At 49.4% G+C, this 23,551-nt stretch carries 23 protein-coding genes; 14 read left to right on the top strand and 9 right to left on the bottom strand.

The genetic code is table 11. The features are described from left to right. The first annotated feature begins 96 nt into the window (after positions 1-96). Both MTCT_RS00640 and MTCT_RS00645 read left to right on the top strand, forming a co-directional pair. The gene (locus tag MTCT_RS00640) at positions 97-1,392 is read left to right on the top strand and encodes a phenylacetate--CoA ligase family protein (RefSeq protein ID WP_048174986.1); all 1,296 of its coding nucleotides are present in this window, start codon (positions 97-99) and stop codon (positions 1,390-1,392) included. A gap of 15 nt (positions 1,393-1,407) precedes the next feature. Then, on the top strand, positions 1,408-1,839 hold the full coding sequence (locus MTCT_RS00645; protein WP_048174989.1) for an ACT domain-containing protein: 432 nt from the start codon (positions 1,408-1,410) through the stop codon (positions 1,837-1,839). A gap of 30 nt (positions 1,840-1,869) precedes the next feature. On the opposite strand, the gene MTCT_RS00650 is transcribed toward MTCT_RS00645, so the two are convergent. Genes MTCT_RS00650 through purC form a run of 8 tightly spaced genes read right to left on the bottom strand, consistent with a single transcriptional unit; the run spans position 1,870 to position 7,506 of the window. Continuing rightward, entirely contained in the window at positions 1,870-2,664 is a 795-nt protein-coding gene (locus tag MTCT_RS00650; protein WP_048174991.1) for a MarR family transcriptional regulator, read from the bottom strand. Then, positions 2,661-4,058 carry a single-stranded-DNA-specific exonuclease RecJ gene (recJ, locus tag MTCT_RS00655; protein WP_048174993.1) on the bottom strand — a complete coding sequence of 466 codons (1,398 nt, stop codon included), beginning with the start codon at positions 4,056-4,058 and terminating at the stop codon, positions 2,661-2,663. Before recJ ends, MTCT_RS00650 begins: the two co-directional genes overlap by 4 nt. An 11-nt stretch (positions 4,059-4,069) precedes the next feature. Continuing rightward, positions 4,070-4,339 carry a signal recognition particle subunit SRP19/SEC65 family protein gene (locus tag MTCT_RS00660; RefSeq protein ID WP_048174995.1) on the bottom strand — a complete coding sequence of 90 codons (270 nt, stop codon included), beginning with the start codon at positions 4,337-4,339 and terminating at the stop codon, positions 4,070-4,072. Next, positions 4,336-5,136: a uroporphyrinogen-III synthase gene (locus MTCT_RS00665; protein ID WP_048174997.1), complete on the bottom strand. Its 801-nt coding sequence runs from the start codon at positions 5,134-5,136 to the stop codon at positions 4,336-4,338. Before MTCT_RS00665 ends, MTCT_RS00660 begins: the two co-directional genes overlap by 4 nt. Further along, positions 5,102-5,818, bottom strand: a complete 717-nt coding sequence (cobA, locus tag MTCT_RS00670; RefSeq protein ID WP_048174998.1) for a uroporphyrinogen-III C-methyltransferase — start codon at positions 5,816-5,818, stop codon at positions 5,102-5,104. The genes MTCT_RS00665 and cobA overlap by 35 nt, the downstream gene beginning before the upstream one ends. A 23-nt stretch (positions 5,819-5,841) precedes the next feature. Beyond that, complete coding sequence (gene purQ / locus MTCT_RS00675) at positions 5,842-6,492, bottom strand: phosphoribosylformylglycinamidine synthase subunit PurQ (RefSeq protein ID WP_013295438.1); 651 nt, start codon at positions 6,490-6,492, stop codon at positions 5,842-5,844. A gap of 3 nt (positions 6,493-6,495) precedes the next feature. Beyond that, positions 6,496-6,750, bottom strand: coding sequence for a phosphoribosylformylglycinamidine synthase subunit PurS (purS, locus tag MTCT_RS09425; protein ID WP_013295439.1), 255 nt, complete (start codon positions 6,748-6,750; stop codon positions 6,496-6,498). 9 nt (positions 6,751-6,759) lie between these two features. Further along, positions 6,760-7,506 carry a phosphoribosylaminoimidazolesuccinocarboxamide synthase gene (gene purC / locus MTCT_RS00685; RefSeq protein ID WP_048175000.1) on the bottom strand — a complete coding sequence of 249 codons (747 nt, stop codon included), beginning with the start codon at positions 7,504-7,506 and terminating at the stop codon, positions 6,760-6,762. Between the two features lie 131 nt (positions 7,507-7,637). Here purC and glmS point away from each other — a divergent pair, with 131 nt between their 5' ends. Together glmS and MTCT_RS00695 are read left to right on the top strand one after the other, a co-directional pair. Beyond that, positions 7,638-9,410: a glutamine--fructose-6-phosphate transaminase (isomerizing) gene (glmS, locus tag MTCT_RS00690; protein WP_048175003.1), complete on the top strand. Its 1,773-nt coding sequence runs from the start codon at positions 7,638-7,640 to the stop codon at positions 9,408-9,410. After that, positions 9,410-10,306, top strand: coding sequence for a bile acid:sodium symporter family protein (locus MTCT_RS00695; protein WP_158498080.1), 897 nt, complete (start codon positions 9,410-9,412; stop codon positions 10,304-10,306). The genes glmS and MTCT_RS00695 overlap by 1 nt, the downstream gene beginning before the upstream one ends. Before the next feature lie 26 nt (positions 10,307-10,332). Here the strand turns inward: MTCT_RS00695 and MTCT_RS00700 are convergent, their stop codons facing one another. Then, entirely contained in the window at positions 10,333-11,328 is a 996-nt protein-coding gene (locus tag MTCT_RS00700) for a glycosyltransferase family 2 protein (RefSeq protein ID WP_048175007.1), read from the bottom strand. A gap of 200 nt (positions 11,329-11,528) precedes the next feature. Here MTCT_RS00700 and MTCT_RS00705 point away from each other — a divergent pair, with 200 nt between their 5' ends. The 10 genes from MTCT_RS00705 (at position 11,529) to argJ (ending at position 23,532) form a co-directional block, all read left to right on the top strand. Next, positions 11,529-12,668 (top strand): glycosyltransferase family 4 protein, encoded by a 1,140-nt coding sequence (locus MTCT_RS00705; RefSeq protein ID WP_048175010.1) that lies wholly within the window; start codon positions 11,529-11,531, stop codon positions 12,666-12,668. Between the two features lie 225 nt (positions 12,669-12,893). Next, positions 12,894-15,257, top strand: a complete 2,364-nt coding sequence (locus tag MTCT_RS00710) for a PAS domain S-box protein (RefSeq protein ID WP_048175012.1) — start codon at positions 12,894-12,896, stop codon at positions 15,255-15,257. Positions 15,258-15,298: 41 nt separating this feature from the next. Next, the gene (locus MTCT_RS00715; protein ID WP_048175015.1) at positions 15,299-16,480 is read left to right on the top strand and encodes a tRNA (5-methylaminomethyl-2-thiouridine)(34)-methyltransferase MnmD; all 1,182 of its coding nucleotides are present in this window, start codon (positions 15,299-15,301) and stop codon (positions 16,478-16,480) included. Positions 16,481-16,677: 197 nt separating this feature from the next. Further along, on the top strand, positions 16,678-18,615 hold the full coding sequence (tgtA, locus tag MTCT_RS00720) for a tRNA guanosine(15) transglycosylase TgtA (protein ID WP_048175017.1): 1,938 nt from the start codon (positions 16,678-16,680) through the stop codon (positions 18,613-18,615). Then, positions 18,616-18,969 (top strand): nascent polypeptide-associated complex protein, encoded by a 354-nt coding sequence (locus MTCT_RS00725; RefSeq protein ID WP_048175019.1) that lies wholly within the window; start codon positions 18,616-18,618, stop codon positions 18,967-18,969. Beyond that, the gene (locus MTCT_RS00730) at positions 18,969-19,706 is read left to right on the top strand and encodes a metallophosphoesterase (protein ID WP_013295450.1); all 738 of its coding nucleotides are present in this window, start codon (positions 18,969-18,971) and stop codon (positions 19,704-19,706) included. The genes MTCT_RS00725 and MTCT_RS00730 overlap by 1 nt, the downstream gene beginning before the upstream one ends. Positions 19,707-19,724: 18 nt before the next feature. After that, entirely contained in the window at positions 19,725-20,750 is a 1,026-nt protein-coding gene (locus MTCT_RS00735) for a Zc3h12a-like ribonuclease (protein WP_048175023.1), read from the top strand. Beyond that, positions 20,750-21,955: a hypothetical protein gene (locus tag MTCT_RS00740; RefSeq protein WP_048175026.1), complete on the top strand. Its 1,206-nt coding sequence runs from the start codon at positions 20,750-20,752 to the stop codon at positions 21,953-21,955. The genes MTCT_RS00735 and MTCT_RS00740 overlap by 1 nt, the downstream gene beginning before the upstream one ends. Before the next feature lie 50 nt (positions 21,956-22,005). Continuing rightward, a complete protein-coding gene (locus MTCT_RS00745) occupies positions 22,006-22,293 on the top strand; it encodes a hypothetical protein (protein ID WP_013295453.1) in 288 nt (95 codons plus the stop codon). A gap of 45 nt (positions 22,294-22,338) precedes the next feature. Further along, positions 22,339-23,532: a bifunctional ornithine acetyltransferase/N-acetylglutamate synthase gene (gene argJ, locus MTCT_RS00750; RefSeq protein WP_048176471.1), complete on the top strand. Its 1,194-nt coding sequence runs from the start codon at positions 22,339-22,341 to the stop codon at positions 23,530-23,532. The last annotated feature ends 19 nt before the right edge of the window (positions 23,533-23,551 follow it).

Raw genomic sequence — 23,551 nt, forward strand, 5'->3', positions numbered from 1 at the left:
TATTCTAACTCCCAGGTAGCATTCCCGTGATGCATAACATTTATTTTTAAATCACCATAAACATCTAAGAGTTACACTGATTCGGGAATGATTCAGATGATCTGGAACAGGGAAATGGAATGCATAAGCAGGGAGGAACTGGAGGAAATTCAGCTTAAAAGGCTTCAGGACACAGTAAGGAGGGCATATGAAAACGTACCCTACTACCATGAGATGTTCGAGAAGGAGGGCGTGTACCCTGAGGACATAGAGTCACTGGACGACATCACAAGGTTGCCCTACACCACCAAGGATGACCTCCGCAAGGTCTACCCCTTCGGGATGTTCGCTGTCCCCAGGAAGGAGATAGTGGAGGTTCACACGTCATCGGGGACCACAGGAAAACCCGTTGTCTCAGGCTACACCCGGGAGGACATAGAGATATGGAGTGAGGTCATGGCCAGGGGCCTCACAATGATGGGCCTCACAGAGGATGACGTCATCCAGAATACCCATGGTTACGGCCTATTCACCGGCGGATTCGGGGTCCACTACGGTGCACAGAAGATTGGGGCGACCGTTATCCCCATCTCAACTGGACAGACAAGGAGGCAGATAGAGATAATGAAGGACTTCGGGACAACGGTCATGATATTCACACCATCCTATGGCCTCTACCTCTCTGAGGTTGCAGCTGAGGAGGGCTTTGACCCTGCCGAATCCCAGTTAAAGGCAATAGGATTCGGGGCTGAGATGTGGACAGAGGAGATGAGGGCCGAGATAGAGAGGAGGTTCAATGCACCGGCCTTCAACATATACGGCCTCACTGAAATCATGGGCCCGGGGGTTGCAATGGAGTGCGGTGAGAAGAATGGTCTCCACGTTGCAGAGGACCATTTCTACCCTGAGATCATAGATAAGAATGGTGAAAGGGTCGGTCCAGGTGAAAGGGGTGAGCTGGTACTCACAACTCTCACAAGGGTGGGGATGCCGGTTATAAGGTTCAGGACAAAGGATATAACCTCAATAGATTATGGGCCATGTGCCTGTGGCAGGACCCTTGCAAGGATCTCAAGGATCACAGGCAGGGTCGATGACATGCTCAAGGTCAGGGGAGTTTCAGTGTTCCCCTCCCAGATAGAAAAGGCGCTCCTCCGCATAGATGGTATTGAGCCACACTACCAGATAATAGTGACAAGGCCCCACCTCATGGATGAACTTGAGGTGAGGGTGGAGACCTCCCCTGAACTCTTCTCAGATGACATCCGGCAGATGGTGGAGACCAGGGACCGGATCGAGGAGTTCATAGAAAACGAGATAGGCCTCAGGGTTAAGGTGACCCTGGTTGAACCAGGCACGATACCAAGGAGTGAGGGGAAGGCAGTAAGGGTGATAGATAAGAGGAACCTTTAAATTTATGGTGATACCATGAGGGTTAAGCAGATATCAATATTTCTTGAAAACAGGAAGGGAAGGCTCTGGAAGGCACTGAGTACACTTGCAGAGGCAGGTATAAATCTGAGGGCACTATCACTTGCAGATACATCAGAATTCGGGATACTCAGGCTCATAGTCCCTGAACCTGAACGCGCGGCAGATGTGCTTGAGAAGAGTGGCTTTGTTGTTAAGCTGAAGGACGTAGTCGCAGTTGAGATGGATGACAGGCCGGGGGGCCTTGCATCAATCCTCGGGGTCCTCAAGGACTATGACCTGAACCTTGACTACATATACGCATTTGTCCATGAAAAAAAGGATAAAGCGATACTCTTCATGAGTACAGAGGACCTGGATGCCCTTGAAGGGGCCCTGAGGGATGCCGGGATCCGGATGGTCCCACCAGAGGAGGTCTACTCCCTCTGAGTGGAAGATTCAACCATATCGGGCGGGGGTCTACTCCCCCTTAACCCTGACATCCTCAACCGAGTACTCTATGCCCTCCTCTTCCAGTTTCTTTGTTATGCTTCTGCTCATCTTACCAACTGCAAGTACGAGGACATTCAGACCCCTCTTTGCGGCTGCAAGGGCAGCATAGGGGGTTGCAAATTCAAAATCAACATTTAATTTTAACCTGGTCGCCGCGGCCCTTGAAACTGTCCCCATTATACCTATCCTGTCCTGACCATATGTGAGTTCCCTTATCCTTTCAAGGTCGGCTGCCCCTGAACCGCCCTCGGATATCCCCGGGAGAACCGCGATGGTTACCTTTCCCCTCTGGAGGGGTATGGTGCCGCTGAGTTCTGTGAGGGCCACATCCTCGCCCTCTGAGGCACTTTTCATGACTGTGGCGTGGGCCTCCCCGTTGGTCCTCCTCCGGGCGTAGAGGACGCCGTCATCCATGAACAGTTCGACCTCATCGCCTGAGTTGAGGTCCTCCCAGGCGATGGCTGGCCAGATGGACTTGTAGGAACTCATGTACTCCAGGACCTCATCGGCGTATTGCCTGAGGCTCACAGCGGCCCTCTTGAGCTTCTCACCACCACGACGTGTTATCTTGTAGTGGGACCTTCCACTTCCTGCCTCCACAAGGCCCTCTGCTATGAGGCTCTTTATGTTCTCAGACACTGCCTGGACCGTTATTCCCAGTTCATCTGCTATATCCCGTTGCCTCACATAGGGCTGACGCCTTGCTATCTCACTCAGCACCTGGAAACGTGTAAGTTCTCCCTTCTTTCTGAAAGCCTTCATCCATTCACCTTCACCTTTTCTATGGCCCTGTTAAGGAGTCTGAGGAATTCTCCCTCATTTTCGGCTGGTATATATGCTCCGCAGGCAGTGGCATGACCACCACCGCTACCCCCCACCTTCTCCGCCACCCTCTGCATGATTGAACCGAAGTGTATGCCGTCAAATGCCAGGAGGCGGGAGCACCTAAGTGAAACCTTGAGCCCGTCACCGGTTTCAGCAAGCCCTACCATGGGTCTCCTCCAGTCACCGTAGCCCAGGAGCATACCGGCAACCGTACCCACCACCGCGGTTTTCACCTCTGGGGCATGGAAGTACTGGAGGTTATCCATATCCCTTATGAGTTCCTCCTCCATTATCCGGTCGAGGGTAACCGCCAGGTAGGCCCGGTGTTCCCTGAGGACATTCTCAAGTTCCTCCAGTTTTTCATGGCGATCACCCCCGATGATATCCATTGCAAGCTTCCACCTTGAGTTCCGGTTACACGCGTTTACTGCGGTTGAGAACTCTGAGAGGTCCCTGAATACCGTGTACCTCTCCTCTGATTTTAACTCGTAGACCTCACCGAGTATGAGCCTGGGGAGGTATTTATGGTACCTCCTTGGGACCTCATTGACCATCATACGGTATATCTCATTGAAGAGTTTCCTTTTCTCGTCATCTGTAAGGTCACAGAGCCTCCTCTGGGTTTCATCATTTTTCAGGGGTATGCCCAGGTTCTTAAGCCTTGCTATGCACTCGTTGGTGTTGTTTGTTGTTGGGAGGGTGACATCCCCGAAGTATGAGAGGGCACTTACGATGGACCTGGTGTGTCTGCCGTAGATTGTAAGGTCACTGCAGCACTCAACTGCACCCTCCCTTATGCTGTCCTCCAGGATCACCCGGTTGGCCCCAACCATCTTACCGGTCCTGATGTTCTGCATGTCACCCACCGCGGCAAGGAGACCCATCCAGCTGAGATCAGTGTATCCAAACTGCCTTGCAAGTAGATATGACAGGCCCCCACCTGAGATGCTGGTTGAACCATCCATTCCATAGAAGATGGGATTTATTTCAAGGAGCTCACCCCGTGGAGGTTCAAAGTTCCTCTTCCGCACCGGGGGGTGGTGGTCGAGTATTAGAACACGGGAGCTCCTTTTCATGTTTTCATGGACCATCTGTCCGGATCCAAGGTCACTGAACACTGTGAGATCCGTACCATGTTCAACCTCAGGGACCTCATTGATGTTTATTATGCTGATTTCATGGTCCTTCCCGAGGCCCTCAAGGAGTTTGCTGAGGATGGTTGCCGCTGTTATACCGTCACAGTCTGTGTGGCTGTAGACTGTAACCGTCTCAGCCTCATCAATCAGCTTACGGGCCCTTCTGAGCGCACCTTCAAGTTCGTCCATGTTCATTATTCATACCCTCAGTTCTTCTTTGAGGACCTCACAAGCCTTGCAAGTTTTATGAGGAGTTCCCTCTTGCTCCCCTCATATTCAACAATAACCCTCCCTGATGATTCCCACCAGGAGGAAGGGTATGACTTATCAGATTCCATACGGGCTTCAAGCTGGAGTTTTTTTGCGGCCCTGAGTATTTCACTGGCACTTGGGGATTCAACCGCGTATTCAAGGGGCACCCTTCGCCCCTGGCTCCTTGACTTCCGTGAATCGAGATAGGCTGGCCATATTATCATTGTTCACCCTCCATCATCCTCTCTGAAAGTTCGGCTAGCATGTCCCTGACCGTGTACCTCTCTGGGATGACCGCATCAAGACCATACTCCTCAAGTTTCCTGAGGGTTATGGGGCCTATTGCAGCCACTTGTATCCCCCTGAGGGCATGGATAAGATCCCCCTCCTTATCACCTGCAATTTTAAAGAGGTTTTCCACTGTGAGGGGACTTGTGAATGTAACAGCATCCACCTCCCCCTTGAGTATACCCTCTATCATTTCCTCTGCAGGTGCCGTGTCTTCCGGTATCCCTGAGTGGTAGGCCTCTGCAACAAGGACCTCTGCACCCATTTCCTCAAGTCCCATAGGGAGGACCCTCCTTGCAGAGAGTGTCCTTGGAAGGGCCACCTGCATCCCCCTGAGGTCATATTTTCTGAGGGCCTCAAGGAGACCCTCTGCGGTGTAATCTTCAGGCACCAGATCCACCCTGAGACCCATCTCAGATGCTGCACGGGCGGTCTTGGGCCCTATGACCGCGACAATACAGTCATCCCTGAGTTTTTCATGAAAGTCCCTGCATGTGCAGAAGAGGGATTCAACAGCCGCCGGGGAGGTGAATATAACCAGGTCCCATTCAGGGGCCCTCCGGCACACCTCCCTTAGGGAATCTGTTTTCAGGATCCTCAGCTCGAGGGTTGGGGCGACAAGGGCCCTTCCACCGGCACCCTCGATCAGTTTAACAGCAGCAGATACCCGCTCGGCGGGCCTTGTGAGGGCGATGGTTTTACCCCTGAGACCATCTAATTTCCCGGTAGACATTAACAACCTCACCCACCACTATGATTCCAGGCGGCCTCAGATCCTTTTCTGCTATGTCCTCAAGGGTGCCGAGGATAACCCTCTCATCCTCTGTTGTCCCCCTCTCAATCACACATACAGGGGTTTCAGGGGGCCGGTGCTTCATGATCTCCCGCATGTTCTCCCTCACGTTACCCACACCCATGAGTATTATGAGGGTGTCTGCCCTGTAATCCCAGTGAACCTGTTTTTCAGGTTTTGTGGGGTCCTCGTGTCCTGTGACAACAGTGAAGGATGTTGCAACGCCCCTGTGGGTCACGGGAAGCCCTGCAGATGTGGGGACGCCCACAGCGGAGGTCACGCCTGGAATGACCTTTGCCTCAACGCCGGCCTCCCTGAGCGCAAGGAGTTCCTCGCCACCCCTCCCGAAAACGAATGGGTCGCCGCCCTTGAGCCTCACCACTGTTTCATGCTTCTTACCTTCCTCAACAAGTATTCTGTTTATCTCATCCTGTGTTTTGTGGTGTTCACCGGCCTTCTTACCCACGTATATCAGTTTCGCATCTTCAGGGGCGTATCCGAGTATCTCCTCACCTGCCAGCCTGTCATACACTACCACGTCAGCCCTCTTGAGAACCCTTATGGCCTTCAGTGTTATGAGTTCAGGGTCCCCTGGACCCGCCCCAACAAGATAAACCACCATGATAATCACCTTTTTGCTCTGAATCAGATCTTCATTATGCCCCTGAAGAATTTGAAGCCGTCCTCTGACCCAAGTATCATCTCTGAGGCCCTTTCAGGGTGGGGCATCACAGCACATACCAGTCCTGATTCATCGCAGACCCCTGTTATTCCATCAAGGGAGCCGTTGGGGTTTTCACCGTGGAACTGCAGCACGACCTGGTCGTTATCCCAGACCTCGCTGACGTTTTCATGGTAGTATCTCCCCTCTGCATGGGCAACAGGCATCCTTATAACCTCATCCCGTCTGAATAGCCGTGTGAAGGGGGTTCTCGTGGTCTTAACCTGAAGGCTGGTCCACTGGCAGTTGAATTTTGGGTGCTCGTTCACGGTGAAGACCCCCGGGACAAGGCCTACCTCCGCCAGGATCTGTGCACCGTTACATATTCCGAGAACCGGTTTTTCCTCCTTCACCAGCTCCTTAACAGCGTCCATAACTGGGGTTATGGCTGCGATTGCACCTGCACGCAGGTAGTCCCCGTATGAAAATCCCCCAGGGATTATAACCGCGTCCAGGTGTCCCAGGTCCCGCTGATTCCACCATACATATTCGGGCTCTGCCCCGGCAAGTTCCAGGACATGGTAAACGTCACGGTCACAGTTGGATCCAGGAAACCTTATAACTCCCACCCTCATGTTTCAGCCTTCCATTTCCGTTATACTGAATTCGTAGTCATGGATAACCGGGTTACATAGGAGGCGCTGGCACATATCCTCCACCTCCCGCCTGACATCCTCAGGGCTCTCCTCATTCATGGTGAATGTTATTATGTCAATTGTATCGGTATTTTCCACCTCATATCCAAGGAGTGCCAGTGCCCTCTCAATGGTGGACGCCTCCGGGTTGAGCATACCCTTCTTGAGCCTTATTCTGACCTCAACCATAAATTTCATCCCATCACCTCAGATCTTAATGTTCCATCTTTCAGTGTCTTCCCTGTCCAGTATCATCTCAGCAACCCTTCTGTAGGCGCTCACAACGCCCTCCTCTCCCCGGCGGAATATGTCCTTGTCCAGGGGTTTACCGGTCTCCATGTCCCAGAGGCGGCAGGTGTCAGGGCTCACCTCATCCCCCAGGCGTATCCTTCCAGAGGAATCCCTTCCAAATTCCAGTTTGAAGTCAGGCAGAATTATGCCCTTTTCTCTGAAGAACTCCACAAGGACGTCGTTTATCTTAAGTGTCATCCTCCTTATCTCTGAGATCTCGTCGCTGGTTGCTATCCCAAGGGCGAGGATTATGTCCTCATTGAGCATGGGGTCGCCGTGCTCGTCGCTCTTGTAGTCCATCTGTATGATTGGGGGCCTGAATTCCTGCCCCTCAGTGAAGGGGAACCTTCTAACAATACTTCCCGCTGCAATGTTCCTCAGTATAACCTCTATGGGTATCATGTCAAGTTTCCTTGCAAGCATGCAGCCGGGTTCCGGGAGTTCCAGGTACTGGGTTGGTACACCTGCCTCCTCAAGGACCTCAAATATTTTGGCTGAAATAACAGAGTTATAGTAGCCCTTCATTTCAAGGGTGTCCTTCTTTTCACCGTCACCTGCGGTTATATCGTCCCTGAACCTCACGGCAACGATTTCAGGGTCATCTGTCATGAGAACATCCTTTGCCTTACCACTGTAGAGTGGGCCGTCTATTTTCACGTTCATGCTATCACTTTTAAAGCCTTGAGATTAAATCTCTCCTCTAAGACTTATATATGTGTAAATCTTATTAGAGTTATATTACGATTCAGTTTATATAATCTTGTGAACCTTATCATGCTTCTAAGGGTGATTGAATGTGTGGCATTGTGGCTTGTATACTCAAAGATAACAGGGCTGCGCCGGTACTCCTTGAATGCGTCAGGAGACTTGAGTACAGGGGCTATGACTCTGTAGGTATTGCAACGGCAGACCCAATGATAAATATCAAGAAGGACAGGGGTAAAATCGACGAGGTGGACTCAGAGCTGGATCTCGCTGATCTACCAGGCAGCATGGGGATAGCCCATGTCAGGTGGGCCACACATGGTCTTCCAACCGCCGAGAACGCCCATCCCCACACAGACTGCACTGGGGAGATAGCGGTCGTTCACAACGGTATAATAGAGAACTACCTGGAGGTTAAGGAGGAGCTTGAATCAGAGGGCCATGTCTTCAGGTCCGAGACAGACACAGAGGTGATACCACACCTCATAGAGAAGTACATGGATGAGGGTATGGACCTTGAAGCCGCAACAGCCACAGCACTCAGAAAACTTAAGGGCGCATATGCCATTGCAGCCATATCCTCCAGGGAACCCGGCAGGGTGGTGGGCGCAAGGAAGGAGAGCCCCCTCATAGTCGGTGTCGGTGATGGCGAGTTCTTCCTGGCCTCGGATGTCCCGGCCATCCTGAACCACACCAAGAACATCATATACCTGGATGACGGTGAGATGGTCATAATTGACGGTGATGTGAGGGTAAGGGACCTTGATGGTAACACGGTGAGTAAGGAGGTCCATTTAATTGACTGGACAGCTGATATGGCTGAAAAGGCAGGATACGATCACTTCATGATCAAGGAGATACATGAGGAGCCAGGGGCCGTCAGGGACACCCTCACAGAGATGGAGGATGTTATGCGGGTGGTGAAGGAGATAGGTGAGGTTGAAAGGGTATGTTTTGTTGCCTGCGGAACCTCCTACCACGCATCACTGGTGGGCAAGTACCTCTTTGAGAGCATCCTGGGCATACCCACTGATGTCATCCTTGCAAGTGAGTTCAGGTACTCTGCACGTGCCCTCACAGACGGGACCCTTGCAGTATTCATAAGCCAGTCCGGTGAAACAGCCGACACCCTCAATGCCCTGAGATCCGCAAATTCAAGGGCCAAGACCCTGGCGATAGTCAACGTCCTTGGAAGCTCAGCAACAAGGGAGGCACAGCATGTCCTCTACACAAGGGCGGGTCCTGAGATAGGTGTTGCAGCCACAAAGACCTATGTGAGCCAGCTTACCATTATATACATGCTTGTGGCTGCCATGGGGGCCCCTGAGCTCATTGAGAAACTCGAAGGGGTCCCTGCTATCATGGAGGAGGCCCTTGGGGATGAGGACAATATAAGGGCCCTTGCATCCCGCTACAGCAAGGTGAGCGACTTCTTCTTCATAGGGCGCGGGTTTTCCTATCCAACAGCCCTTGAGGGCGCACTTAAACTCAAGGAGATAACATACATCCATGGTGAGGGTTATGCTGCGGGGGAACTCAAACATGGGCCCCTGGCACTCATCGATGACGGGGTGCCTGTTGTTGCCATTTCACCCCCCGGGCCATGTCACGACAAGACCCTGAGCAACGTTGAGGAGGTCAGGGCGAGGGGTGCGAGGGTTATAGGTGTTGGGAGCACCCTTGATGAGGCCCTAAGGAAGGAGGCCGATGACTTCATAGGTCTGAGCCCTGAGGTCGATGAGGTACTATCACCCCTTGTGTACATCGTTCCCCTGCAGCTGCTCTCATACTATGTGAGTGTTGAGCGGGGACTTGACCCTGATAAGCCAAAGAACCTTGCAAAGTGTGTAACCGTTGAATGATGGAGATGACAGGAACCATAAAGAAGTACTATGGGGCCCTGACGCTCCTATGCGTCCTCACAGGTCTATTGTTCCCCCAGTTTTCAGTTTTCTCAGGTTACACGCCCCTGCTTCTTGCATTGCTGGTGTTCTCCCTTGTCATTGAACACAGCCTGGAGGACTTTGGGAGGATCATACACCACCCCCAGTTCCTTGGACTGGTCTCTGTGTCCAATTTTCTGTTATACCCAATTCTGGGGTTCCTTTTTATTAAGATATTCAACTTCAGCGGTGATATGGTTGCTGGAATAATACTCCTCTCGTTTGCACCATCCCCGGTTGTCGCGGCCCTCTGGACCGAACTATCCGGTGGTGACGGCACCCCCGCCCTTTCAGCTGCCCTTACATCCATGCTCCTATCTGTTGCAGTTTACCCCGCTGTCCTCTACCTAATGGGTGTGGCCTCACCTTCGGTGGCGTTCAGGGTATTTGAACTCCTTGTCTTCACAGTGTTCCTGCCCGCTGTGGCTGCCCTCATTCTGAGGCTTGAGGAGGAGAGGTTCATACCTGCAAGGAAGACCCTTAACTTCCTCTCGGCGATACTCGGGCTTGTTATAATCGTTGTCGCGGTTGCCCACATGTCAGGTTCAGTGAGAAATGGTGGGGTCATGGAGATTGTCATTACGGTGTCTGTGATGCTACTTGCAGGTTTCACCTACGGCTTCATTCTCGGGAGGCTGAGAGGGGATGATGGGGCCGCATATGTTTACACGGCGGGTATGCGTGATGGTGTGATCCCTGTTGGTGTGGCCCTCACCTACTTTTCACCTGCAGTTGCACTCCCTGCCACGATTTTACTTGTGGTGATGCCGGTATTCACTGGAATTGTTTACTATCTGGTTGGAGATGGAGAATAGGATGGTAAACAGCCTTTAAGTAACAGTTATTCTTCAATTTTGGGGACCCTGACATTCCACCTCATTATAAGATACTCTTCAAGGTCGCTATCTGGAACCATCTTCACTTTTTTTCTTTTACGTATAATCTGGCCTAGGTTTCTGTAGGCATCATACTTTGCTCTGAGGATGACGAACTTTCTTCTCTTCAGATTCAGGAAAACCTGCAGGATCTCCGTGAAAATGAAAAGGGGGAAATACTTCAAGAGAAGTTTGAGGGGCATATTTTTGATGAAGGTCCATGTGTAATTTCTCCAGTTATGATAGACTGTGAAATCACTTATGAATGGGTTGGTACCACCCTTGTAGTGGTATACTATGGCCTCTGGAGTGTAACAGGAGTCCCACCCTGCATTCCTGAGTCTGAGTGCAAGATCAAAGTCCTCATAGTAGGCAAAGAAATCCTCATCGAAATACTCGCCATCAACTTCGATATCCTCAAGGGCCTCCTTCCGGTATAAACAGGCGCCGGCACAGCACCCAAGGATTCTGCTGTGTTCATCAAAATTTTCCACGGGTTCATAGGCGCCCCTGTTGAACCCAAGACCGTTCTTTGAGTATTCAAGGCCCGCTGAATCCATCAGATCCTTCTTCTGACCCCATATCATCTTTGCCTGAACGCTACCTGTATTCTCACTTCTTTCGGCTTCTTTGATGAGGTTTTCTATAAAATCCGGGAGAACCACGGTGTCATTGTTGAGGCAGACTATGTACCTGCACTGGGGGTCAGCCATCGCGACCCTTATCCCCTGATTGTTTGATGCCGCAAATCCGAGATTTTTATCATTTTCAATTAAGAGGATCTTCTGATTGATTAGATCACCAAAATTCTTCTTTATAAAATCAACGGACCCATCTGATGATCCATTATCGATGAAAATTATTCTGAAGTTATTATAAGTCTGTTTGAGGATTGATGTGAAATATCCATGGAGAAATCTGCACCCATTTAAATTCGGGGTTATTATATATGTTTCTGTCATAGGATCACTTTTATCAAAAATTGTATTTTTAATGAATTCAGGAATTCCAGGTCAATTCAAGGTCTTTAGTATCGAAATGTTTATTTGATTCTAGTTTTATTGATTCAAAATTACAAATATGATTCGTTGAATTATGTATACTATCCCATATTAACAAGGTATTATAAAACCGATTCTTAAAACATATTTGAGGGGACCAAATGAGAATTGCGATGGTAATAGAGGCCTGGAAGCCTATATGTGGAGGGGGACAAGTAGTTGCCTATGAAGTCTGTAAAAGATTATCTAAAAATTACGATTGTAAGATAGACCTTTTTGTAATGAATCTCGAGGGCTACACAGGTCCAGAGGTTGAAAAAAGAAATGAAAATTTCAGGATAATCCATGTTGGTAAAAAAAAGAAATGGAAATTTAAAGATAGATTAATCTGGCTGATTGAAGTTTTTTTTACCTTATTAAAGGAAAATAAAAAGAGTGATTATGAGATAATATATGCTCATTCAAATTTACCGGGTATTATTGCCAAATTGACATCATTTATACTCAAAGTCCCTTCTGTCTATCATGTCCATGGGAGTGGTGTTAGGGTAATCAATGAAATGTATAATGAAACTCTTGCAGGAAAGATTATTTATTTTCTTGAAGACATCCTCCAGACGAAAATAAAATATAATCTTGAAATAACTGTTGATAGGGATTTTCTAAACTTTGAAAATGTTAATGAGCCCGTATACATCCCTAATGGGGTTGATCACTCAAATTTTAAAGCTAAAAGTAAAAAGAATAAGAAAACTTTCAATATACTCTTTGTAGGTAGATTACATCCTCAAAAGGGACTTAAGATCCTTATAGATGCTTCCAGAGATCTTAAAAATCTTTTTGAAAAGAAAAATGTAAGGATAATTATTGTTGGTGACGGGCCTCAACGCAGTGAACTTTGTTCTATGGTTTGTGAATATGGACTTGAGGAGATTTTTGAGTTCAGGGGTGAAAAACGTGGGAGTGATCTTATAGAAGAATATGTTAATGCTGATCTTTTTATTTTACCGTCACTCTATGAGGGTTTTCCACTTACAGTTTTAGAGGCATGGGCTGCAAAACTACCAGTTCTTGTTTCAGATGTTGGGGATTTACCATATGTCATAAAGGACGGAGAAAATGGATTTTTATTTAAAGGCGGAAGTTCAGCTGATTTGAAAAAAAAGATCAGCAGAATACTAGAGATGGATACTTCATCGCTGTCACAGATCGCGGAAAAATCATATAGAAAACTTGTAGATGAATATACGTGGGATAAAATAGTACCAAGAATCTATGAAGAATTAAAAAGGGTCAGATGATCTGATTTAAAGGAGATTTAAGAGGTTGAATCGTTTCTATCTCAAATTTTGAAAATTCAATCTGTGAAAGCGGGGATAACTTTCATATTATTAATTATTACTCCACTGTATCCATATTACTTTTAATTTTCATGATCTTAAAGTTACGATATCACATAAATGTGAATATTGATTTAATACTAGATACATACATATATCACTATACATGTAATTGAGGGGGATCCTATGAATCCACTGGCCCTGATTTCAATCACTGCTTTTGTGACTGCAACCGTCTCTGGAATATACATCTTTGTGAAGAACCCTGAGAGCCGTTTCAACAGGACACTTCTTGCTTTTTCGGCACTCGTCGCATACCTTTCACTCACAGATTTCGGCCTTTACATCTCTGAATCCTATGGGATGGCAGCCTTCTGGGTCAGGATGGGGTTCCTCTGGCCATTCGTGGTTCCTGTGATCCTTCACATGGTAATGATATTCACAGGAAGAATGAGGAGATGGTACACTCTCACAGCACTCTACGTACCTGCATTTATATTTTCAGCCCTTGAACTAACAACCGGCCTCATAACAGCCGGCCCACTGCTTACAACATGGGGCTGGACCTTCCTATCATCCAGATCAGCAGCATATGACCTTTCAAACATCTGGGGACTCGCCGTTGGCATAATTGCACTTATACTTGTTGTGATTCACCTCAGGTCCTCCTCACGTGAAGGGAGGACCCAGGGACTCTACCTTTTCACTGGCCTTATACTTCCCATTGTAACCGGGTTCCTCACTGATCTGGTGCTTCCATTTATGGGCATTGAGACCCCATCACTCACAAACCCTGCCGCTGCAGCTGGAGTCTCCATCATAGCCTACGGGGTGCTGAGGTTTCACATACCAGTACTCAGTCCAATAAATGCAGCGATGGACATTGTAAGGAGCATGAACAGTTTTCTCATCATGACAGACCTTGAATTCAGGATATCCTATGTTAACCCGGCAGCCGAGAGGTTAACGGGTTTCAGTGCGGCGGAACTTCTGGGGAGGAGGATAGATGAGGTCATGGAATTTGAGGGTAAACTATCTGAAATGATGGAATCCATGGTTGAGTCAGCCCTGAAATCAGGGGATGGACTGATACCTGTTGTTGTATCCGCTGGCCACATCCATGGAGGTGGAGGTGAACACGTCGGCCTCCTCTTCACGGGATCAGATATAAGGCCGATAAAGGAGATGGAACAAAAACTTAAAAGGAGGGAGGAACGCCTTGTGCTGCTCACAGAGCACATGGCTGATGGCCTCGGGGAATTTGACAGGAACTTCAACTTCAGATACCTCAGCCCATCAGTGAAGAACATAACCGGTTACGGACATAGGCACCTCATCAACAGGTCAGCCATCGAGTTCCTGGATTACGTGCACCCCGATGACCGGGAGAATGTCAGGGACCTTATCATGAGCGATGCGGAAATGCACAGGGCAACATTCAGAATAAAAAGGCCAGATGGAAGCTACAGGTGGGTGGAGTACGTTGACAGGCCCATCCGCAGAGATGGTGGTATCAGTGGCTACGTCTTCGGCCTGAGGGATATACATGAGCATAAACTCGCAGAGGAGGCCCTCAGGGTGAGCCGGGAGAAGTTCAGGGAGCTTTTCAGGAACATGAATGCAGGGGTAATCGCTTTAGTTCCTGTTAAAGGAGGGTTCAGGGTTTTATCCATGAATCCCGCTGCTGAGGAGATGGAGGGTGTCGTCTGCGGGGACGTGAAGGGAATGGAACTTGAGAGGGCGCTTCCAGGAATCGCAGAATCCAGTATCAGAGAAGCCCTTGAAAGGGTGACTGAGAAGGATGGACCACTGCACCTCCCTGAGGTTAAACGTGGTGAGAGATGGCTTGAAGTGTACATATACAGGCTTTCAACAGGTGAGGTTGTCATAATATACTGTGATATAACCCTCAGAAAGGAGTATGAGGAGAGGCTGAGATCCTCCCTAAAGGAGAAGGAGGCGCTTCTGAGGGAGGTGCACCACAGGGTCAAGAACAACTTCCAGATAATATCCAGCCTCATAAACCTCCAGTTATCTGAAATCCAGGATCCAGCACCCCTTCTGGACCTTCAGACCAGGGTTCAATCCATGGCCCTCGTACATGAACTCCTCTATGAATCTGAGGATATCACCAGCATTGACATGAGGCGCTACATTGAGAGGCTCACATCATCCATCCTGGACAGCTACCATGCAGCGGGAATAGAACTCAGGATTTCGGCGAAGGATGTGACTCTCCCCATCGAGACCGCCGTACCTCTGGGACTCATAATAAATGAACTCATCACAAATTCCGTGAAACATGCATTCAGTGAGGGGGGAGAGATCACAGTGGAACTGGAATCAGAGGGTGATGATTTCATACTCACCATCTCAGATAATGGTGTGGGTTTTCCATCTGGCTTTGTACTTGAGGAGTCTGATTCACTGGGCCTGAAACTTGTAGATGGCCTTGTGGATCAGCTGGACGGGGACCTTGAAGTGGATATGGAGGATGGAACTGAATTCAGGGTAAGATTCTCGGTTGTGCCCTACAGGCCCAGAATATAGGAAGGGCAAAGTTTAAGTTAAAATGCACTGGATCATTTAACATGGTACTCACACCAAGGGACGATGTTCTGGGGGCTGTTAGAAAGTACTTTGAAAGTGAGCGCCAGGATGGGATAAACAGGCGAACTGAAGCATGGCGTTCACTTTCAGATAGTTTCATAAGAACCGCTGATGGCTCCTACACCCTGGAGTCAGATTCTGGGGGGGAGGCCATGCACACCAGGAGCGGCGCCATAACAGAGTCCTTTGAAAAATTTGTAAGACCCTCGATACCACCTGATGCAGAGGAAATCCGGGTTCTTGACCTCTGTTCTGGCCTCGGGTATAATACAGCAGCGCTCCTTGAATTCACATCTGCCGGTGAGGTTACAGTGGACATGGTGGAGGTTTCCCCTGAGACACTGGCAGCGGCCCTCATAGTCCCCTCACCAGTAAAATCCCATGAGTTTGTCAGGGCTGCCTATGAGGACCGCCTGATGGATATGGGAATCGTCAGCGTAAGGGCATCTCCCCCACCACCCCCTGGGGTCACCCTGAGGGTTCACTGCGAGGATGCAAGGGAGACGCTCCAGAAACTTGAGGCTGAATACTATGACGCCATCTTCCTTGACGCATTCAGTCCCGGGGTTTCACCTGAACTCTATACTGTGGAGTTTCTATCACAGATAGCCAGGGTTATAAAGCCGGATGGAGTCCTTGCAACCTACACCTCCGCGGCTCCCCTGAGATCCGCCCTCATAGAGGTGGAGTTCCATGTTGGGGCCGGCCCGGTATTTGGAAGGAAGTCGGCAGGTACACTGGCCTCAATGGATCCCTCAAAGGTTAAAGAGCCCCTGGACTGGAGGGATGAGAGGATGGTGGCCCTCAGTGATGCGGGGGTACCCTACAGGGATCCCACACTTTCTTCAGATGGTGAAACCATAATTGAGAAGCGTAGACTTGAGCGCATGGTGGTTCGTGGTGTTACAAGGATTTCATCCGCAGTTAAAACCCCCATATACCTTGGAGTATCCGTTGAAGGGGACAGGATCGGACGCAGAGTCAGGCGGAACCTTGAGAGGATGGGCATATCCGATACGAAGGGAGGGGAGGCACTCTACATAATATGCCCCCAGATGGATGAATGTGTATGTGGCTGTGGCGAGGAAAGGGTGACAACCTCAAGGGAAAGGATACTCTCAATGAGGAGGAGACTGCTGGAAGTGGCCAGTTTCAGAGGATGATACAGGAGAATTCAATCTGCTAGTTCATCGGTTAGTGTTCTCGTGTAAATTCATTAGAGGATTCAATGCGTTAATATAAGAATTGATAATTGCATATTTATTAGAGGATTCACTGAGTTTAATGTTAACATTAAGGTAATTTCATATTTTTCAGAGCGGATTCGATGAGTTTAATGGTTTAATATCGGGAGGATTTCATGTTTGAGATAAGATCAAAGGACAACCTGGGAAGAACAGGTGTCCTCAAGACAGAACACGGAGAGGTCAGGACACCGGCGCTGATGCCTGTTATACACCCAGGTAAGCAGACAATCGACGTTAAGAGGTTCGGCGCTGAGATTGTGATAACCAATGCATACATAATCTACAGGAACCCTGAACTCAGGGACGAGGCACTGAGAAAGGGTGTCCATGGACTCATAAACTTTGATGGGCCTGTAATGACGGATTCGGGTTCATTTCAGCTCTCAGAGTACGGCGACGTTGAGGTTGAAAACCATGAAATAGTCCGCTTCCAGGATGAGATAGGCACAGACATAGGGACGTCCCTGGATATACCGACTCCGCCTGGTGTGAGCCACAGGAGGGCCCTTGAGGAGGTTGAGATCACACTTCAAAGGGCCAGGGAGTCCCTTGAGTACAGGGAGAGGATGATGCTCAATGCCGTTGTACAGGGATCAACCCACCCTGACCTCAGAAGGTACTGCGCCTCACAGCTTGCAGAGCTCCCGGTGGAGCTCCACCCCATAGGTGCCGTCGTACCTCTCATGGAGTCCTACAGGTACAGGGAGCTGGTTGACGCTGTACTATCCTCTGTTTCAGAACTTCCACCATCAAGGCCAAGGCACCTCATGGGGGCTGGGCATCCAATGATATTTGCCCTCGCTGCCTCCATGGGATGCGACCTCTTTGATTCGGCGGCCTACATACTCTATGCAGAGGATGATCGTCTTCTGAGCACAGAGGGGACATATAAACTTGAGAACCTCCAGGAAATGCCGTGCTCATGCCGGGTATGCACGGATTATACCCCATCTGAGCTTCGCGGGATGGAGGCTGAGGATAGAAGGAACCTCATAGCTGAACACAACCTCCATGTGAGCTTTGCAGAGATAAGGAAGGTCCGCCAGGCAATTTATGATGGGAGCCTAATGGAACTTGTTGAGGAGAGATGCAGGGCACATCCAAGGCTCCTTGAGGGGTACAGGAGGATGTCATCTTACGTTGAACTCTCTGAGAGATTCGAGCCAAGGTCCAAACGCTCAGCATTCTTCTACACTGGACCAGAGTCACTGGGGCGTGTTGAGGTTCACAGGTATCTTCAGTGGGTTAAGAAAAACCTGAAGGGAAGGATGGCCATCGTAGGCCCATCAAGGAAACCCTACTCATCCAGTTTACCCTCCAGTATCAGTGGTTTTCGCTCAATGAAGCCCCAGGTTGATGGAGAATGGAGTGTGGTGGTTGCGGACGTCCCCTTTGGCCTCATACCCCTTGAACTTGACCAGGTCTACCCACTTGCCCAGAGCGATGCGCCGGGTATCATGGACCTGGAGGCCAGGCACTTCCTGAGGGAACTGATACTCGACCTTGAGGGGGATGTGATCATCAGTGAGGACCTCTGCAGTGAACTCGGACTTCAGCTTCCACACATCTATTCAGGGGAGGTGGAGACCTATGTTGATGACCTTGACCGCATAAGGATGATTGCAGAGTACCAGTTCGGCGAGGGGGCCGGCGATGCCCTTTTCCCTGATGATGTGAGGATTGAGAGGAGCCGTAACACAGGGAAGATAAGGCACATCTACTCAGGGGAGAAACTGATATGCACCATGAGGGCATCTGACGGCCTCTTTGTGCTCTCAGCTGAGGGTGCCAGGAGACTTCATGATGGCACAGCCTACCCCCGCTGCAGGGTGGCCGTGAATGAGGAGTCTGAACCATTTGCAAGGGAGGGCAGGAGTGTATTTGCAAAGTTTATAATTGACTGCGACAATAATATAAGGGCCGGCGATGAAGTTTTAATTGTTAATGCTCATGATGAACTTCTGGCCACAGGCAGGGCACTTCTCTGTGCCGAGGAGATGATGGACCTCAAGCATGGCCAGGCAGTGAAAACCAGGAAAGGAGGATTTTAAATGATACCGGGCATGGGAATGAACCCGAAGCAGCTGAAACAGATGCAGAGGGCCATGAAGCAGATGGGAATGGATATGAAGGACCTCCGTGGCGTTGAGGAGGTTGTGATCAAACTCAAGAAGAAGGAGATCATAATAAAAAATCCCCGCGTGAATGTCATGGACTTCATGGGCCAGAAGACCTATCAGGTGACCGGCAAGGCCCGTGAACGTGACCTTGAAGTTGAGGTTAAGATACCCGAGGATGACATTGAACTTGTCATGAACCAGACCGGTGTAAGCCGGGAAGAAGCCACCAGGGCCCTTCAGGAAACCGGGGGTGACCTGGCAGAGGCCATTATGAGGTTGAGCTGATGGTCTTAATAGCCCATATCTCGGATCTCCATGTGGGCGCACCCAACTTCAAGGAGGACATACTCCTCGAGGCCATAAGACAGATAAATGAGCTTAAACCTGACGCAACCGTTATAACCGGTGATCTTACAGATAACGGCTACTACCTTGAATTCCTGCAGGCCGCCGAGTACCTCAGCGACCTCAAGGGGCCCCACATATTTGTTCCAGGGAACCATGATGCAAGACATGTGGGAAACGAGACCTTTGAGGATGTCTTCAGGTACAGGAAGGGGACCTTTGTTATGGATGACCTCACAATAATAGGACTTGACAGCAGTGAGCCTGACCTCGACTACGGCAAGATAGGGAGGTCCCAGCAGATCTGGATGGAGGAGGAACTTGAGAGGGCCTCAGAGAGGGGACATTTCAGGGTTATAGCCCTCCACCACCACATAATACCTGTTCCCAAGACAGGCCGTGAGAGGAACGTACTTGCAGATGCAGGGGACATACTCTATTCAATAATCAGGAAGGGCGCTGACCTTGTGATATCGGGCCACAAGCATGTCCCCCATGTCTGGAGGGTTGAGGACACTTTCTTTGTAACCGCCGGGACGGTTTCATCCCTTAAACTGAGGGGTAAAGATATTAATTCATATAATACATATTACATTACTGAGGATTCTATAAGAATAGTTCTCAACCAGGTTCAGGGAGAAAGGATTGAACTGGCATCCCACAGCCTGCGGGAATAATCTCATTCAGGTGGTTACTTGAGGGTAATTATAGATGCATCGAACGTCGCCCATTCAAGGAAAAACGACGATGATAGGCCATGCATAGAGAATATACTGTCAGCGGCAGAGGAGCTTGAAAAACTCGGCTATGAACCTGTTATAATTGCCGATGTATCCCTGCGACATGAGATAGATGATAAGGAGAAGTTCAGGAAACTCCTTGAGGAGGGGAAATTCCAGCAGGTTCCCTCAGGTACCACGGCTGATCACTTCATACTCAAGATGGCAGAGGAGGAAGATGCCAAGATACTCTCAAATGATGTATTCAGGGAGTACAAGGACGAGTTTCAGGACATAAACAGCAGGAGGATACCCTACACATTCAGGGATGACAGGATCCTCATAGGGACCTCTGGAAAGCCAAAGAAGGTTAAGAACATCCTCCAGAAAATCTGTAACGAGGCCCTCAAGGAATTCGAGAAAAAGAGGATAGACTCATATAAGGCCAAAAGGGGCAAGAAACTAAGCGGGATAGCCATAGCCAAGGAGGCCATTGACAGGATAAGCAGGAGTCAGGAGGAGGGTCTTGAACCCAAGCTTGAGGGTATATTCATGAAGCTCCCCCTCTTTGAGAAGTTCATGAGCATGGTGGAGGAGGTGGAGCGGACCAGCAACTACATAATATTCGTGCTGGTGCACCCTAGGGACTACAGGGAGGCGGTGAAGTACGCAGGTAACATTGCTGTAACGGTTGGTGACAGGCTCAAACTGGAGCACGCCCCCCTGGTGGCTGTAAGGAACGACCTCTTCCTGAAACCAGGCACATTTGAGTTGAACATAATGTACTCTGAGGACGTCATGGAGGAGGCCCCCTACAACGTTAACATAACCATAAATGATCATGATTACAGTTTTGTTAAGAAGAACTCAAGGAACATAGCAAGCACAATCGCAGCCAGGATAGGATCATGGAGGTTCCCCATAGTATCTGTTAAACCCAGCATGCTGCTTGAGAAGCCAGGGGAATTCGATGTGGTTCTTGAAAAGGGAGGCAATGATTGATGGTCATGGATTATCTGCTAAGGAAGATACTGGGATTTTTCATAGGACACAGGGTTCTGAGTATCGGGACCAAGTACATGCCCACCAACAGTACAGAAAGGGAATACGTGGACATGCTCAACTACACAAAGACGATGCTCATAGAGATAGAAAGGGCCCATATCAACACCAGCAACATCTTCGATAACCTCACAAGGGAACTTGGAACCGACAACATCCCCAAGAACAGAAAGTTCATTGAACTCAAACCTGCAGAGAACAGGGTTGACGAGTATGCGCTCCTCAGCAACATAATAATGGGAAGCGACCGCTACCTCTACATTGAGGTCTTCAACGGCGGACGCATAATGGATGAATTCGTGTCCATAATAGAGAAGGAGAAGGGGAGGATCATCGAGAAGAGTTCAAGTGAGATACTCGCAAGGTTCCTCTCCAAGAACGACGCCATAAGGGTCGCCATAAAACTGATAGGCGCAGGGAGCAGAAGGGGGATAAATGTAAGGGCCGCTGCCGGGATGACAGGGGCCGCGGCAATTGAGAGGGCCATAAACCTAAACAGGGAGATCGGTGAGGTCCCGGGTGTTGGTTTCACAAAGCTGGGAGGTGAATTTGCCATAATATTCACCAGTGAATTCGAACCGCTCTCAGGCAGCCCATCATACCGTGACAACTACCTCTTCATTGACATGATCGACTCAACAGGATTCATAGAGCGGTTTGGCCGTGACAGCCTTGTTGAGATAATGAACGATATAAAGGCCTACATGGAGAATGACTGCAGGGGAAAGATCGAGGGTTACCGTGAGGGTGGGGACGACCTCATAGCAAACTTTCCCACAAAGGACATGGCTCTGAGGGCGGGGATAGATTCCGCATGGCATGCAATGGACAACGGAGCCAACATAAGGGTGGGTATCGGAAAGACCAGGCGGGAGGCCGGTGAGAGGGCCCAGATTGCAGACAGCATAAAGCTCTGGAACCCAACATCAATCATGATATTTGATGTTGCAGATGGAATATACGGCTACTTTATCCCCTCACCCTTCACAAGGTCTGTTATTGACTTTCTGATGCATAGGAAGTCTGTGGCGCTCCTGGTGTTCGTATTTGTGTTCGTGGCCACCTTCCTTGGCTGGAATATGGGGCACTGGGAGTTTGGTCTTATCGCAATCCTCCTTGCCGTTATCTATGCTGCCACGGCATGAAAAGGAAAGTTATTTAAGGGTACTTCAAGATAATAATAAGGGGAATTGAAATGAGACCTGAAACCGAGGCTAAAATTATTGTTAGCTTCCTGATTTCCCTCATAGCATTTGGCTGCGGGTCAGGTCTGGGCATTGTTATAGGTCTTTCCAACGATAATATTACTGCAGTGGATATTAACGATACTCCATCCAGTGATGTCCAGCTCTCCCCCAGCAGCACCAACCACCTGCCCCTCAACGGGATAAAGGAGCGCGGCAGGGAGGAAGCCCAGAACAGTTACGGGGAAGTCAATGTTGTTAACAGCAACCAGGGGTCCTCCAACAATACAACATTCTGAGGGGATCCCACTGAACTTTTTTTGGTAGGAGTGGATACTGTGAAAATCAGGTTTATTGAAGGAGGGGTCTGCGCTGTTGATGGAGTGCTCGCTGCAGGTTGCCGCGAAGGTAAATATGGCGTTGGGCTTATCGTCACCAGAAACGCAACTGCAGCGGGTGTTTTAACATCCAACAGGGTCCGGGCAGAACCTGTTAAACTGACAGAGAAAGTCCTTGAGGGCGGCAGAATTTCAGCCATAGTTGCAAACAGTGGAAACGCCAACTGTTTCACAGGAAGAGACGGGATGGATGATGCCCTCAGGATGGCCAGGGTAACAGCAGAATCCCTCCAGGTGGATGCCGGTGAGGTTGCTGTTGCATCAACTGGTGTTATAGGAAGGAGGATGCCCATCGGGAAGATAGGATCCCTCATAAGAAGGGCTGCAGATCAACTTGAAAACTCCCCTGAAGCCTCAGGAAATCTTGCATCTGCAATAATGACCACAGACACATTCCCCAAGGAGGTTGCGGTGGAGTTCCAGCTTGAAGGCGGTGAGACCGCCCGTATAGGGGCGGTTGCCAAGGGTTCAGGTATGATAGCCCCAAACATGGCCACCATGCTCTCCTTCATAACAACTGATGTTGATGCATCACCTTCAGAGCTCAGGGAGGCCCTCAGGAGGGCTGTTGACGACAGCTTCAACATGCTCATAGTGGACGGTGATGAGAGCACCAATGACATGGTTATAATGACATCAACCTGCAGATCAGGGAGGATAGATGATAACTTCACTGAGGCCCTTGGGGTCGTCTGCAGGGAACTTGCCCGTATGATGGCACGTGACGGTGAGGGGGCCACCAAGTCATTCCAGGTCGATGTTGTGAATGCCAGGACACGGGAGGATGCAAGGAGGGCCGCCAGGGCAATCGCAGGTTCATCCCTCGTTAAGACGGCAATATTTGGGGCCGACCCAAACTGGGGACGTATAGTTGCAGCTGCAGGATATTCAGGTGCAGAATTTGACCCCGATAGGATAAGTGTGACACTCGAATCTGAGAGCGGATCTGTGGGAATAGTTGAGGAGGGGAATGTCCTGGCCTTTGAGGGTACACCTGAACTTGAACTTGCAGAGAGGATAATGGGTGATGATGAGATAAGGATAACTGTTGACCTCAACACCGGCAGTGAATCGGCAACTGCATACGGCTGTGATCTCACCTATGACTATGTGAGGATAAATGCTGAGTATACTACTTAAATTGATGTATTATATTGTG

The organism is Methanothermobacter sp. CaT2 (assembly GCF_000828575.1).
In the GTDB taxonomy this organism is placed as follows: Archaea; Methanobacteriota; Methanobacteria; order Methanobacteriales; family Methanothermobacteraceae; genus Methanothermobacter.

Coding starts and splice junctions, on each gene's coding strand:
- MTCT_RS00645 (WP_048174989.1), top strand. CDS start 1,408: ATGAGGGTTAAGCAGATATCAATATTTCTTGAAAACAGGAAGGGAAGG.
- MTCT_RS00710 (WP_048175012.1), top strand. CDS start 12,894: ATGAATCCACTGGCCCTGATTTCAATCACTGCTTTTGTGACTGCAACC.
- MTCT_RS00705 (WP_048175010.1), top strand. CDS start 11,529: ATGAGAATTGCGATGGTAATAGAGGCCTGGAAGCCTATATGTGGAGGG.
- MTCT_RS00725 (WP_048175019.1), top strand. CDS start 18,616: ATGATACCGGGCATGGGAATGAACCCGAAGCAGCTGAAACAGATGCAG.
- MTCT_RS00665 (WP_048174997.1), bottom strand. CDS start 5,136: ATGTCTACCGGGAAATTAGATGGTCTCAGGGGTAAAACCATCGCCCTC.
- MTCT_RS00700 (WP_048175007.1), bottom strand. CDS start 11,328: ATGACAGAAACATATATAATAACCCCGAATTTAAATGGGTGCAGATTT.
- purQ (WP_013295438.1), bottom strand. CDS start 6,492: ATGAGGGTGGGAGTTATAAGGTTTCCTGGATCCAACTGTGACCGTGAC.
- glmS (WP_048175003.1), top strand. CDS start 7,638: ATGTGTGGCATTGTGGCTTGTATACTCAAAGATAACAGGGCTGCGCCG.
- recJ (WP_048174993.1), bottom strand. CDS start 4,058: ATGAACATGGACGAACTTGAAGGTGCGCTCAGAAGGGCCCGTAAGCTG.
- MTCT_RS00740 (WP_048175026.1), top strand. CDS start 20,750: ATGGTCATGGATTATCTGCTAAGGAAGATACTGGGATTTTTCATAGGA.
- MTCT_RS00715 (WP_048175015.1), top strand. CDS start 15,299: ATGGTACTCACACCAAGGGACGATGTTCTGGGGGCTGTTAGAAAGTAC.
- MTCT_RS00695 (WP_158498080.1), top strand. CDS start 9,410: ATGGAGATGACAGGAACCATAAAGAAGTACTATGGGGCCCTGACGCTC.
- purS (WP_013295439.1), bottom strand. CDS start 6,750: ATGAAATTTATGGTTGAGGTCAGAATAAGGCTCAAGAAGGGTATGCTC.
- purC (WP_048175000.1), bottom strand. CDS start 7,506: ATGAACGTGAAAATAGACGGCCCACTCTACAGTGGTAAGGCAAAGGAT.
- MTCT_RS00660 (WP_048174995.1), bottom strand. CDS start 4,339: ATGATAATATGGCCAGCCTATCTCGATTCACGGAAGTCAAGGAGCCAG.
- tgtA (WP_048175017.1), top strand. CDS start 16,678: ATGTTTGAGATAAGATCAAAGGACAACCTGGGAAGAACAGGTGTCCTC.
- MTCT_RS00650 (WP_048174991.1), bottom strand. CDS start 2,664: ATGAAGGCTTTCAGAAAGAAGGGAGAACTTACACGTTTCCAGGTGCTG.
- MTCT_RS00640 (WP_048174986.1), top strand. CDS start 97: ATGATCTGGAACAGGGAAATGGAATGCATAAGCAGGGAGGAACTGGAG.
- MTCT_RS00745 (WP_013295453.1), top strand. CDS start 22,006: ATGAGACCTGAAACCGAGGCTAAAATTATTGTTAGCTTCCTGATTTCC.
- MTCT_RS00730 (WP_013295450.1), top strand. CDS start 18,969: ATGGTCTTAATAGCCCATATCTCGGATCTCCATGTGGGCGCACCCAAC.
- cobA (WP_048174998.1), bottom strand. CDS start 5,818: ATGGTGGTTTATCTTGTTGGGGCGGGTCCAGGGGACCCTGAACTCATA.